The sequence below is a fragment of the Effusibacillus dendaii genome, assembly GCF_015097055.1.
GTDB lineage: Bacteria > Bacillota > Bacilli > Tumebacillales > Effusibacillaceae > Effusibacillus > Effusibacillus dendaii.
Genome location: NZ_AP023366.1, coordinates 2,846,366 through 2,859,474 on the forward strand (window position 1 = coordinate 2,846,366; position 13,109 = coordinate 2,859,474).

The following is a 13,109-nucleotide window of genomic DNA, read 5'->3' on the forward strand; positions in this document are numbered from 1 at the left end:
CATAAGTCAAATGGGGCGTTCTGGCTGTAACAGAGAGGAGATGGAGCCGATTTTTCTTAGGCCAAGTGGGATAAGGGGAGACAAAAACAAAAAATCTGTGGTAGCCCTTGCCTTGATAACCGCTGTTTGTTTGCTGGGGGATTCTATGTTGTATGTGGTGTTGCCCACGCATTGGAAGGAGGCAGGGCTGACGTCATTGTTGGAAGTAGGGGTGCTTTTATCCATCAACCGGTTTGTGCGGCTGCCTTTAAATCCGCTGATTGGATTTCTTTATAAAAGGATCCGTCTTAAAAATGGAATTTTGTTTGCGGTTGTGCTGGCGGGAATCACAACCACGTTATACGGATATGCCAAAGGGGTTTGGTTATGGATCGTTTTGCGATCCATGTGGGGGCTGGCGTGGTCGTTTTTCAAATTGGGAGCCTATTTGTCAATTTTGAAGCTGTCGACCGACCGAAATCGGGGAGAACGGATGGGAACCTATAACGGGATGTACCGGATAGGGAGTCTGATTGGCATGCTGGCCGGGGGTGTGCTTGCAGACATTTACGGAATTCGTTTGGTGGCAACCGTTTTTGGGATACTTGCTTTTTTGGCAGTGCCTTGCGTGTTTCGATACCTGTCCCACTTTAACGAATCGGAATCTCCCGAAACTGCCGCTGTTATTGGAGAGATCGACAGGCCCCTGATGAATAGAGGTCTGTTAGGGATTTTTGTGACCGTGTTTCTGGTCGGCATGTCGCTGGATGGAATGGTTACAGCCACTTTGAGCCACATCATAGAAGTGTATTATCCGAATCTCGTAATTGCGGGAATGGCACTGGGGGCTGCTACAGTGGCGGGGAGCCTGCAAGCGGTTCGATGGTGTTTGGGACCATGGCTTTCACCGTGGATCGGAAAAGTTACGGACGGGAGGGTGGGACGGAAACGGATTTTGGTAATGTTGCTCGGTTTGTCATCTGTGTTTCTGGGGTTGGTACCGGTTACGATGCCGATTCTTATGTGGTTGATGGTTGTATTGTCCATACTTTTGGTTGCCAGTATGCTGGTGACCGTAATGGACGCGTTCGTCTCAGATCTTGCGGAGGGTTCTTCTAAAATCGCGATCATGACCTTTTACACGGTCGTTATGGATACCGGAGCGGCACTCGGTCCATTTTTAGGGTACGCGGCTGAGCGTTTGGCGGGGGTGTCTATGATCATTTGGGGAACCACGGGAATCATGGCGATTTTGGCTGTGGGTTGGTATCAAGCGAAATGATCTGCATGAAAATTCCCCCTTTACAAACAATAGGCATGAATTGTTGTGAAGGGGGAGTTTTTCTGCATAAATCACGTACGTACATTTCGATTGCTGTTGTCAGCGTATTGTTATTGGGGTGTGCTACAACATCTGCGCCCACCCCAAAAAATGGCAATCAGCAAATACGCCACCAGGCGGCAGTCACGCCCGATCTGGCAGGTGGTTCAGAAGCGGAGAATCGGACAGTAGATCGCAGATTATCAGTAACCATTCCGGGTATTCTTTTCCATTCGGGAACAGGTCCTGGCAAACATGTGGCGCTCACATTTGATGATGGTCCAGATGTGCATACGACCGCTCAAGTTCTTGATATTCTAAAGCAAAATCGGGTTCCTGCGACATTTTTCCTGATCGGCAATCGGGCCAGCGCACACCCTGAAATGGTCAGGCGGATTGTACGGGAAGGACATGCGATTGGAAATCACTCATGGGATCATCCAAAACTGATCAAACTGACACCTGATCAGGTGCGAGGTGAAGTGAATCAAGCGGAAACGGTTTTACAGCAGATAGTGGGGTATCGACCGTCTATTTTCCGTCCGCCTTACGGTTTGACGAATCCAGCAATAGTCAATGAAATTGGCGGTATGGGATATAAAATCATCGACTGGTCGGTCGATACAAGAGATTGGGCAGGCACACCGCCGGCGCAGATGCTCGCCTATATCCACCAGGAACTGCGTCCTGGCGGTATTATTCTACAGCATAGCGCGGGTGGCAAAAATGACAACCGGCAGAATACGATCGATGCATTGCCTCAAATCATTGCCACATTGAAGCGGCAGGGGTATACGTTTCTAACGGTTCCGCAAATGTTAAACATCAGACCGGCGATGTAATCGCCGGTCTTTGTATTTTAGACTCTTGCAACAAATAGTTATGATGCTTATAATTATGGGAAATTAATAGTGGAATAATCAACTTTTAAACGGAGGTTAGAAACGTGAAAAGAAAGGCAAAATTATCACTTGGTTTTATTTTTGCTTTCTTATTGGCTATGGTAGTGACTGCTTGCGGCGGAGGCAATAATGCAGGCGCCCCGGCCGACCAAAATAAACAAGCTGCACTGCAAAACAACAATAGTACCTTTACGTTTGGCATTATTCCGGCCGAAACCAAAATTGGCGACGATGTCTTGAAAAAACTGGAAACCTATTTGACGGGAAAATTGGGCCGACCGGTAAAAGCCAGTACCTACCCGAACTATAACGGGGTTGTCGAAGCGCTCAACTACGGCAAGCTGGACCTGGCGTACCTCGGGCCGCTTACTTATGTGATGGCGCACAATGAAAGCGGCGCTCAGGCGATTTTGGCCAAAACCTATGACGGCAAACCGTTTTATCATTCGTTAATTATTGTGCCGGCAGATTCTCCATATAACAGTATTGATGATCTTGTGGCGAATGCGGGAAAAATTTCGTTCGCCTTCGGGGATCCCAACTCCACTTCCGGTTCCTTGGTTCCCAGCATGAAATTAAAGGAATTGGGCGTCTACAAGGGACCAAACGACAGCAAATTCAAGAAAGTGACGTTCACCGGCGCCCATAATGTAACAGCTGTCGCAGTTGCCAGCAAGCAAGTGGATGCGGGTGCCATCGACAGTGCTTATTTTGACTCGATGATTCGAGATGGCAAAGCGAAAAGAGAGGACTACAAGATTATCTGGACATCGGAAGATTTGTTCCAATATCCGTTTGTGATTCGCAAAGGAACCGACAATGACACGATTGCCAAATTGCAAGATGCTTTTATATCGCTGAAAGATCCGGATATCTTAAAATCGTTTGCCGCAGATGGTTTTGTAAAAGCCAGCGACAAAGATTATGATTCGATCCGCAAGGCTGCTATTGCGGACGGTCGCATTAAGCCGAAACAATAAGGCAATAACCGTTAAAGTGAGGATTTACAATGGACTTACGACGGAAAGTACAGCGATGGGTTATACTCATCGCTGTATTGTTAATCATATTATGGAGTGCAATTGGGACGGAAAGCGATCCTCGCCGTTTGCAAGACATCGGGTTGACATTCAAATTCATTGCGGATAAATGGTTTCCGCCCGATTGGTCAACTCTCAAGGAAGCTGCTGGATTGGGAGTGTTAACCGCTCAGATTGCTATCATGGGCACGTTCTTTGCAGTCGTTGTCGCATTGCCGCTTGCGTTTCTGGCAGCTTGGAATACTGCGCCGAATCTTGTGGTATACAACGTCATGCGAACGATTTTAAGCTTTATACGGTCTGTGCCCGAAATTGTATGGGGATTGTTATTTGTGCCGACTTTGGGATTGGGGCCTTTTGCCGGCGTAGTAGCCATTTTTTTACACAATGTCGGGGTGCTTGGCAAATTGTTGTCCGAGTTGGTCGAGTCGGCCGAACAAGGGCAGCAGGAAGCTGTCGCATCCACGGGAGCGGGCTGGCTGTTGGTGATTCTATACGGAATTATCCCGCAGATTATTCCTAATATATTTTCGCATTATTTTTACCGGTTGGAAGTCGGGGTACGCACATCTCTCATCCTTGGTTTCATAGGAGCCGGTGGGATTGGAAACAAGCTGTTCATTGACTTTAACCTGCGGGAATATGCTGCCGTTTCCGTGGATGTTTTGGTGATTATGATTTTGGTTTTGGCAGTTGACTATTTTGGCGCGCTTATTCGTTCGAGGGTGATCTGATGTTAATAATCCAGGATTTGAAAAAAAAGTATGCCAAAAGCCCCAGACCGGCTCTGGATGGTATTAACCTGACTGTCGAAAAAGGGGAATTCATTGCCGTACTAGGTTTAAGCGGTGCGGGAAAATCCACTTTGATACGCTGTATCAATCAATTGGTTCTTCCGACATCAGGGGAGATTTTGTGGCATGATCAGCCGGTTCTGGGGAAGCGTGGAAAAGCTCTGCGAGCTTATCGGCGGCAGGTAGGAATGATATTTCAAAACTTTAATTTGATCGATCGGCTTTCCGTGCTGCAAAATGTTTTGGCAGGGCGTTTCGGAACGACCCCGATGTGGCGGGTTCTATTGCAGCAGTACACGCGCGAAGATCTGCAGATAGCGGAAGAAGCGCTTTTACGCGTCGGAATGGTGGAGTTTAAGCGAGTGCGGGCCGATCAACTAAGCGGCGGTCAGCGTCAGCGTGTAGCGATAGCTCGCGCGTTGGCCCAGAAACCGGAACTGATTCTGGGGGATGAACCGATTTCCAATTTGGATCCGGTTACGGCTGTAGATGTCATGGAACTTTTGAAAAGCATCAACGAAAAAGAAGGAATTACCATGATACTCAACCTGCATAGTGTGGAAATTGCTGTACAGTATGCCAACCGAATCATAGGCATTGCCAATGGTCAGGTGGTGTACGACGGGAGTCCGGAGGGGTTGAGTGAGACGGTGTTGGCCCAGATCTATAAACCGGATCGAAAGGTGGATCCGGCTGTGACAACCAAGGCGATCAAACTGTTGTCCCGTATATAAAACGAACCACCACTCGAATTGGTTTTCGGATGGTGGTTTTTTAATTCAGGGCAGCAGCTTTGGCGGGTTTACCCGATTGACTGCACCGGATGGAATCTGTCCGTGTAACGCTGCCAGAAGCTGATTGGCGCTGGAAACAGCCAAACGTTCGCGCGCTTCTATTGTACCGGTGCCGATGTGGGGGGTAAACACCGTTTTTTCCCGCATTTCCAGTAGGGAGGACGGAATGTACGAGGGTCGCTGCGGCACCATTCGATCTTCAAATTCAAACACATCTGCCGCATATCCCTGCAACCTGCCATCATCGAGCGCTTCTGCAACCGCTTGCTCATCCACTATGGAACCGCGCGAGATGTTAATCAGAAAACTTCCCGGTTTTACCTGTTGTAGTTCGTTACGGCTTAGCAGATGGATCGTGTCCGGTTGTAAATTGACAGCTACCACGAGAAAGTCGCTTTGATTCAGCAATTCTTCCAAAGGCTTATAGACAGCGCCCAACTCTTGCTCAGCGGCAGTTTGCCGTACCACATCGTAGTAGCAGATTTCAGTATCAAATCCTTTCGCCCGCCGGGCGATCGCTTGCCCTATGGCACCAAATCCGATAATCCCCAACCGGCTGTGGTGAAAATCCCGTCCCAAAAAATTGGTGGCATGCCATCCGTTAAATTTACCGCTGCGAATAGAACTGTCGCTGGGAAGGATATTGCGGGCCAGAGAAAGAATCAAACCAATCGCGATATCCGCCGTAGAATCGGTCAAGGCGTCGGGATTAATCGTAACAAGGATATTTTGTGCGGTGCATGCTGTCACATCGATGTTGTCATACCCTTTTCCAAAGCTGCTGATTACGCGTACATTGGGAATCGATTGAACAATCTGACCGTCAATCGTATCGCACATAAAGATCAGCAGAGCATCCGCCTCTTTCGCGCGGGAAATAAAATCCTGCTTTGAAAGAGGAGTGGTTCCGTTGTAGTAATCCACGTCACAATATTGCCGAATCATGTCCACTCCGATTGGAGGCATCCACTGCGAGATAAAAACCTTCGGGCGATACATGCTTTTCTCCTTTCAACCTTCTTGATGATGGAACCATCATAGCAAACCGGAAATTTTATTACAATCATTTCCAAGCGGACATAACGATTGGTTATTCCTCTATAATATTACGGTATTTCCTGGATGAATATCACATTCTGACCGTCACGCACCAACTTTTCCCCATGATGTTGTCAACGACTGGCACAGTCATTGTAAGCGTGGCTATGGGGTATTGGATTGCCGTGCGATGTGGGATGAATGTTGCCAGCGGCGTATTTGGAAATGTCCCGGGCGGATTGGTGCAGATGGTGTCGTTAAGTCAGGAAATTCAAAATGTGGATGTTACAGCCGTAACGCTTATGCAGACCATGCGTCTCTTGACAATCGTTTTTCTGGCACCTTTTCTGGCTGTTCACTGGATCAGGCATGATACTGCCGTTACAGACCAAACGTATTCCATGATTTCAAGTGCACTCCCGACAATCACTCATGTGGCGCTCTATTTGGTGATTGCTATCCTCGGGGCTTGGGCAGGACGGCGAATCCATCTGCCTTCTTCTCACATTTCCGGCCCCTTGCTGGCAACAGCGATTGCATCCATCTGGTTAGGCGGAGGAGCTCCGCACGTACCTCCCGCATTGGTTAACCTGTCGCAATTGTTCATCATCATGTTTGTAGTGTCACCGATTCTTACGACCTGGTTTTGGCGGGGTCCGCTTGCATTATGTTTGCGAAGGAAGCGTTGGTGAAGGAAACGGAGCAACCGTACTTCTTTTGCATGGTTGGCCGGGCTTTTCGTATGATTGGCGTCGCATCATTCCGGAATTATCCCAATCGTTTCGTGTGATCGCTCCCGATTTTCGGGGATTCGGGAACTCGGATAAACCAAACGGAGATCCGGCAGAGTTTTATACGCCACAGGTCCTTGCAAAGGATTTGATTGCACTGCTTGACCATCTTAAAATTGGGCCGGTCATCATCGTGGCACATGACATTGGGTCAACGGTAGCACAGGTAATGGCGAGAGAGTATCCGGATCGGGTGCAATCCTTGCTCCTGCTGAATCCCCCCTACCCGGGAATTGGCGACAGACGTTTTCTTCCTTCCGCGCAAAAAGAGTTCTGGTATCAAAATTTCCATAATCTGCCAATCGCAGAACAACTTGTCGGGTATAATCGGGCTACGGTAAAAATCTATCTGACCTATTTTTATAATCATTGGACCGGCAGAAAGGACGCTTTGCGGGAGGAAGAACTGGAAGTCATCATCGATATGTATGCGAAACCGGATGCTTTTGCAAAAAGCATTTACTACTACAGAGCTCGTGCAGGTGCCCGAAAGGGCGAAGGAAATTAGGAGGGTTTACGTTGGACATTATTACTGTCGCATCCCTCGCGGATGCGTGGATTGAAATGGTCTGCGGATCCGGGCAGTATGATCATCAAGCAGCCAACCCGGATTTTATGGGGAGAGGCCGATCCGGTCATTTTAGCCGCTTGGTCAGATCGGGTGCAGGAATATTTTCCAGACGTTTCGCTTCGCATTCTGCCTGGTGTGGGACATTTTGTTCCGTTTGAAGCGCCAGACGAGATTCTTGCTGAAATCGCAAAACTGAATTTGCCTTAAAAATTCATTTATCCTACATGAAATGGCAGGTGGTTCGTATGGCAAACGTAAGTGTACTGGGCACAGGTCGCATGGGAAAAGGTCTTGTCAAAGTGCTGTCGCCCTATATGTCCGAAATCCGGTGGGGGTCTCGTTCGGTTGAACGGGCGGCCAAATTAATCGAAGAAAACAATTATAAAAACGTGCAAGCGGTGACCTACGAGGAGGCTTTGGATTCGGAAGTGATTTTCCATTTTGGTAACGGATTGGGGAACATCGGCTGCCGAAGAATTGCAAAAAACACTGCCCGATACGATTGTGGTGGGAGCTTTCAAAAATACATTCTTTATGTGTCATTTCGTTTGTTCGGGATGGATGAATAGAACCTGTCAAAAACAGCCTTCGTACGAGAGAAAAGATGAATGGTTCGCGTGACCGGATTCCCTTTAATCTTTTTATACACGATGTTTTTAAGTGAAACATGGGATACCACCATTTCCGGAACAAACGAAATCCCCATACCGTTTGCCGAATAGCTCAAAATCGACTCATTAAGCGGTGCTTCAAAAGAAACGAGTGGCGCCACATCGTGTTTTTGAAAGCCCGCTTCCAATGGGTCGCGGATATCACAAGGAGATTGCGGGAGAATCATTTATTCCGCATGGAAATCCTTCATCTCCAGCCATTCTTTGTCAACGAGCGGATGATTGTCCGGCAGCGCGACTACGTACGGTTCTTCAAACAAGTACAGATGCTTCAGGTTTCCGTATTGATGACGGTCCTGGACAATTGCCAGGTCAAGCTCGCCGGATTGCACCTTCTCCAGTAATTCATCGCTTGTGTTTTCGACGAATGTCTTTAATTTCATGGAACCCAGCAGATTCATTACTGTCGGCAAATAATAGGATGAAATGCTTGGCAAAGCGCCAATCCGAAACTCTTCTGGAAGCACGAATTCCTCCAAAACCATATCGACTTCCTGGATTAACGGCTCGATCCGCGCATAGAACTGTTTTCCCTTTTCTGTAAGATTGATTCCTTTTGAAGTTCGTTCAAAAAGGGAAATCTGCAGGGTTCTTTCCAAAATTGAAATTTGTTTGCTCAAAGCGGGCTGTGAAACAAACAATGCCTCTGCAGCTTTCGAGAAACTTATGTTTGATTAATGCAATAAAATATCGTAACTGCTGTATGGTCACCATGCTGTTTTCCCCTCTCGGTTATCCTACAATGCCCTTCCCATCGGCTAGGTGCCCACCGCTATCGTTAGGGAGCGGAAACAGTTCGCTCAACCGGATTGTCCGTCCCCGGTCATCTTTAAATACGATATGCTCCCGGCTGAATTTGCGAGGCGTATCGATACCGCAGGCGGCTGCCAGTGCGTATAGGCCTTGCCGCATGCTCAATATATAATTCATGACACGCCACTGTTTTTCTTCCGGAACCAGCGCGTCCTGATATTTCGGATGAGTAGTCGTGATACCTGTCGGACACCTTCCAGTATGGCACTGCATCGCCATGATACAGCCGTTTGCCACCATAAAACCGCGTGCGGAATTCACAGCATCGGCTCCCATCGCCAAAGCGACAGCTACTTTATCTGCCGATATCAGTTTTCCGGAGGCAAAGATTTTGAATTTATCACGGACGCCGTATTTATAAGCCGCGTCTACGAACGTAAGCAATGCGGGGTACAGCGGAAGCCCCATCGAATCCGCCATCGATTTGTAAGTCGCCCCAGACCCTCCTTCGCCGCCGTCCACCGTTATAAAATCGGGGAAAATGCCCATCCGCAGCATGGTCTGAAACAACGTATCCAGTTGGTGGGAGGAACCAACCACGATTTTAATGCCAATCGGCTTGCCGCCCGCTTCTTGCAACAAATGGACAAAGTGCAGCAGTTCCTCTGTATTCTTTAGAAAAGAAAAACGATTGGGGGAATTGATCGTTTGACCGACCGGCACTTTCCGAATGGCGGCTACCTTTGGAAGAACTTTTGAACCTTCCAGATGACCGCCGCGAATTTTGGCTCCTTGTGCCAGTTTCAGCTCAAACGCTTTTATGGAAGGTTCGGCCGCCTTTTGCAAAAACTCTTCCATTGAGAAATGTCCGTTTTCGTATCGAAACCCAAACAGTCCGGGGCCAATCTGGGCTACGACGTCAGCGCCTGTTTGCAGATGTTCCGGCGCAACGCCGCCTTCCCCCGTATTGATCCAGGAACCGCCAGCCTTCTGCACGCCATTGCCTGTGGACAGAATATAATGTTCTCCTACCGCTCCGTAAGAGGTTGCAGAAGCGCCAAACATCCCGCGCAGTTTCCAGGGCTGTTTGCGTTCCGGCCCGATGATGATGGCGTCTTCCTCCGGATACAGCCAGCGGACTGTTTCATCTGCCTCGATATGTTCATGTCGTGTAAACAAACCCTCTTTATCAATCTTGTATTTCATGGCATGAATTTTTTCCTGATTGTCAACGCGCAATTCCTCTGTAAGCAAGGGGAATAAGGCGTTGGCAAGAAAATAGCCCGATTTTTCAAAATCGCGTTTGGAACCGAAACTGACCAAATCATTGCGATATTTTGCCGAAAAGACAACACCGAGAAAATCGCTGCGTGAAAAAGGCTGACTTTCATTGTCGCTGTCGAACAGATATTGCCTGAATTCAGGACCCAATTTCTCCAGAAAATAACGCAGCCATCCTAAATACGGATGGGCGCGGATGATAGAATGCTGAGGTTTTCGGGAAGCGATGTACAAAAACAGCAACAAACAGGCGGGCCCGACTAAAAATACCACCATCAGGATGATCAGGATTGCAGCGTTCATGTAAAGAACCCCCTCTTTCCTGAAAATTTTGCATGCAGTTTAATTGTAAACCAACAATAAATCCCCATGCCACCTAAAAATGGTGATATGGGGATATTGGGGCTACGCTCTGTTATTTGCGCGGAATTGGTTTGTCGTTGCCAAACATGCCCTCGCCTGGCAGCACAGGAAAGAAAATGGCGGACGGATGATCGCTGTCATGATAAATCGTATTCTGCGCAATCACCACATCGTTCGGGCCGTCAATTCCCTCGCGATGTCCCGTGTTGGTGTTGCGGTCGAACCGAGGACAGTTGGAGCTGGCGATGTCCACCCGGATCCGGTGTCCCTGCTTGAACTGGCGGCTGATTCCGACCAAGTCCACAGTAACGGGATAAATCTCACCGGATTTCATCAGTTCTATTTTATCCTGTCCGTTCCGGAACTTCGCTCTGATAATTCCGGCTTCCAAATTGTAGACGTGCCGTCTGGAGCGACATACGTAATTTTGACTGTAAAATCGGTATCGCCCTTCGTTTGCAGACCGGTGTAACCGGACAATGTTCCCGCCTGTCCGTTGCTCCAATCCTGTTTGGCCGCCCATTCGATTGTGTTATATCCATCTTTACCGTCATTTGTAAAAGGATAATAGATTCCTTCCGACAAACCTCTTCCCCGAACATCCTGAACGACGACCGCATAGCCATGTTGGGCAAGATATACGGCTGTGCTGACAGGGGCAGCTGTATTGCTTGGCTTTCCATACGGAGTCCGGATGACCAGGGTTGGGAATTTGGGTCCACCGTTGGAAGGAAGATACAGGTCGGTTGCCAAACTGACTCTATCTCTCATGGGAACCATCAAGATTTTGCTGGACAGTGTAGGAGGCAGTGGCCTGACTCGCCTTATTGTTGGCAGGCGGTGTTTGTGGAGGGGCTGGTTTGTTTGGCGCATCGGCAAATACGTAGGATATAACTACCAACGCTATTATATTTAGAAAATTGCGATAGATGCTAGAGGTGTAAACTGTAGTTTATTGGTGGTGGGGAGGAAGTATTGCCTCAATTCCGAATATTGTATATAGAGAAATCGGATGAAATGGGGGTAGACCGAATGTTAGGAAGAGACGTTTTTCTGAGTGCGCTGCGAGAATATGGGGTCAAGTATCTGTTTGGGAACCCGGGAACGACCGAGCTTCCGGTGATGGATGGATTGGTGGATTACCCCGACATTGAATACATATTGGCACTGCATGAGGACATTGCTGTCGGAATGGCGGCTGGTTATGCGCAGGCAACCGGTAAACCGGGAGTTGTCAATCTGCATGTGGCTCCCGGCCTTGCGCATGGCCTTGGGAATATTTACGATGCGTACAAAGCAGGTGTTCCGCTGATCATAACCGCTGGCCAGCATGAAAGCCGACTGGCGATTCAGGAACCCGCCTTATGGGGTGATCTCGTATCGATGGTGAAGCCTTATACAAAATGGTGTTGGGAAGTTCAAAAAGTGGAGGAGCTGCCGATAGCCCTGCAGCGTGCGTTTAAAGTGGCGATGACCGAACCGCGCGGGCCTGTCTTCCTGTCTCTGCCAGGCGATGTAATGATGCAGGAGGTCGATGCCAAACCATTGCCGCTTACCACGATCCGACAAAGAAACACACCGGCCCGGGAAGATTTGGAGCTGGCAGGCGAGCTGCTTTTAAAGGCGAACAACCCTGTGTTTCTGATCGGAGATCGTGTGGGACGTATGAATGCGGTGGAAGAGACGGTTCGCTTGGCGGAGCTTACCGGCGCGAAAGTGTATGGGGAGCACCAAAGTTCCGGCTATAACTTCCCCTACCGGCATCCGCAGCATCTGGGGCGATGCCTGCCAAACGGCCCGTTTATCCGTACGATTTTGGCCGATGCGGATGTGGTGTTGATGCTTGGCATCAGCAGCCAAGCGCCGTTGCTTTATTTTGCCGAACCGCTTGTGGGTGAAACGGCAAAAGTGATTCATATAGACTGCAGTGAATGGGAACTTGCGAAAAATATGCACGTGGACTGCGCCATCCTGGCGGACATTAAAAGCACAATCGCAGCGTTGAACCGTTTCCTGGATGGGAAAATCAGTACGCAGACCGAAGTAGCCGCAGCGATCGGCCAGCGTCGCCATGCGATAGAGCAGTTGAAGCAGGAGCGTTTCCGGCAGTTGCAAAAAGAAGCCGCCGACACGAAGGATCAGGTTCCGCTTTCGCCTGCGTTTGTGATGGAGCAGTTAAACCGATTTTTGGACGATCGGACGTTTGTGGTCGACGAATCGGTGACAACGGGGAGATATGTGCACAGTTATCTGGATATTCGGCGGCCCAACAGTTTGATCAGCTTGAAAGGCGGCGGACTTGGATATGGCATGCCTGCCGCGCTGGGAGCACAGTTAGCGCGTCCTGATGAACGGGTCGTAGCAATCATTGGGGACGGATCGGCGCTCTACTATATTCAATCGTTGTGGAATGCGGCCAAGTATCAGCTGCCGGTTGTGTTTCTGATTGTGAACAACACCAGTTATATGATCCTGAAAGGCGGTTTGCAAAGAATGAACGGTTCCGCCGCACAAAAAGGGGTTTATCCGGGCATGGATCTGGTGGGACCGGAAGTGGATTTGACAGCCTGTGCCCGTTCGTTTGGCGTTGAGGCGATTCGGGCGGAGAAACCGGAAGAATTGCAGCACGCGCTGCAACACGCGTTTTCAGAGCGTCGTCCGATTTTAATCGATTGTGTGATAGACCGGACGGTCAAGGTTTTTTTGCAGTAGCCTATCCAATCGTAGGCCGCTTTCAGCTTGGAACTTGTTGCAAGGAGTCGGCGGTTTGATCTGCCGACTTTTACACGCAGAGGGTTATAAACTGGTCGG

13 protein-coding genes and 2 pseudogenes are annotated in these 13,109 nt (G+C 48.9%); 10 read left to right on the plus strand and 5 right to left on the minus strand.

The features are described from left to right. Positions 1–40 precede the first annotated feature (40 nt). The 5 genes from skT53_RS15180 (at position 41) to phnC (ending at position 4,770) form a co-directional block, all read left to right on the plus strand. The gene (locus tag skT53_RS15180) at positions 41–1,261 is read left to right on the plus strand and encodes an MFS transporter (protein ID WP_226375456.1); all 1,221 of its coding nucleotides are present in this window, start codon (positions 41–43) and stop codon (positions 1,259–1,261) included. Beyond that, the gene (locus skT53_RS15185; protein ID WP_226375243.1) at positions 1,258–2,142 is read left to right on the plus strand and encodes a polysaccharide deacetylase family protein; all 885 of its coding nucleotides are present in this window, start codon (positions 1,258–1,260) and stop codon (positions 2,140–2,142) included. The genes skT53_RS15180 and skT53_RS15185 overlap by 4 nt, the downstream gene beginning before the upstream one ends. Before the next feature lie 104 nt (positions 2,143–2,246). Next, positions 2,247–3,182, plus strand: coding sequence for a phosphate/phosphite/phosphonate ABC transporter substrate-binding protein (gene phnD, locus skT53_RS15190; RefSeq protein ID WP_226375244.1), 936 nt, complete (start codon positions 2,247–2,249; stop codon positions 3,180–3,182). Positions 3,183–3,211: 29 nt separating this feature from the next. Next, entirely contained in the window at positions 3,212–3,976 is a 765-nt protein-coding gene (gene phnE, locus skT53_RS15195) for a phosphonate ABC transporter, permease protein PhnE (RefSeq protein ID WP_200758549.1), read from the plus strand. Next, positions 3,976–4,770, plus strand: coding sequence for a phosphonate ABC transporter ATP-binding protein (gene phnC, locus skT53_RS15200; RefSeq protein ID WP_200758550.1), 795 nt, complete (start codon positions 3,976–3,978; stop codon positions 4,768–4,770). Before phnE ends, phnC begins: the two co-directional genes overlap by 1 nt. 45 nt (positions 4,771–4,815) lie before the next feature. On the opposite strand, the gene skT53_RS15205 is transcribed toward phnC, so the two are convergent. Continuing rightward, the gene (locus skT53_RS15205) at positions 4,816–5,829 is read right to left on the minus strand and encodes an NAD(P)-dependent oxidoreductase (RefSeq protein WP_200758551.1); all 1,014 of its coding nucleotides are present in this window, start codon (positions 5,827–5,829) and stop codon (positions 4,816–4,818) included. Between the two features lie 137 nt (positions 5,830–5,966). Here skT53_RS15205 and skT53_RS15210 point away from each other — a divergent pair, with 137 nt between their 5' ends. From skT53_RS15210 to skT53_RS15225, 4 genes and pseudogenes are all read left to right on the plus strand, one after another. Beyond that, positions 5,967–6,560: an AbrB family transcriptional regulator gene (locus skT53_RS15210; protein WP_226375457.1), complete on the plus strand. Its 594-nt coding sequence runs from the start codon at positions 5,967–5,969 to the stop codon at positions 6,558–6,560. Then, complete coding sequence (locus tag skT53_RS15215) at positions 6,529–7,167, plus strand: alpha/beta hydrolase (protein ID WP_200758555.1); 639 nt, start codon at positions 6,529–6,531, stop codon at positions 7,165–7,167. Before skT53_RS15210 ends, skT53_RS15215 begins: the two co-directional genes overlap by 32 nt. A 21-nt stretch (positions 7,168–7,188) precedes the next feature. Continuing rightward, positions 7,189–7,437, plus strand: a pseudogene (locus skT53_RS15220) (alpha/beta fold hydrolase); the annotation flags it as partial. Between the two features lie 38 nt (positions 7,438–7,475). Beyond that, positions 7,476–7,799 carry an NAD(P)-binding domain-containing protein gene (locus skT53_RS15225; protein ID WP_200758559.1) on the plus strand — a complete coding sequence of 108 codons (324 nt, stop codon included), beginning with the start codon at positions 7,476–7,478 and terminating at the stop codon, positions 7,797–7,799. Here skT53_RS15225 and skT53_RS18605 read toward each other — a convergent pair. The 4 genes and pseudogenes from skT53_RS18605 to skT53_RS15250 all read right to left on the minus strand — a co-directional run bounded on the left by skT53_RS18605 (position 7,763) and on the right by skT53_RS15250 (position 11,069). Beyond that, a pseudogene (locus skT53_RS18605) lies at positions 7,763–8,569 on the minus strand (LysR family transcriptional regulator). The gene skT53_RS15225 and the pseudogene skT53_RS18605 overlap by 37 nt on opposite strands. A gap of 64 nt (positions 8,570–8,633) precedes the next feature. Beyond that, complete coding sequence (locus skT53_RS15240; RefSeq protein WP_200758565.1) at positions 8,634–10,238, minus strand: FMN-binding glutamate synthase family protein; 1,605 nt, start codon at positions 10,236–10,238, stop codon at positions 8,634–8,636. 112 nt (positions 10,239–10,350) lie between these two features. Then, the gene (locus skT53_RS15245; RefSeq protein ID WP_200758574.1) at positions 10,351–10,689 is read right to left on the minus strand and encodes a CocE/NonD family hydrolase; all 339 of its coding nucleotides are present in this window, start codon (positions 10,687–10,689) and stop codon (positions 10,351–10,353) included. Beyond that, positions 10,638–11,069: a CocE/NonD family hydrolase gene (locus skT53_RS15250; protein ID WP_200758577.1), complete on the minus strand. Its 432-nt coding sequence runs from the start codon at positions 11,067–11,069 to the stop codon at positions 10,638–10,640. The genes skT53_RS15245 and skT53_RS15250 overlap by 52 nt, the downstream gene beginning before the upstream one ends. Positions 11,070–11,330: 261 nt before the next feature. Between skT53_RS15250 and skT53_RS15255 the strand changes: the two genes are divergently transcribed. Beyond that, positions 11,331–13,010, plus strand: coding sequence for a thiamine pyrophosphate-binding protein (locus skT53_RS15255; RefSeq protein ID WP_226375246.1), 1,680 nt, complete (start codon positions 11,331–11,333; stop codon positions 13,008–13,010). Positions 13,011–13,109: the final 99 nt, after the last annotated feature.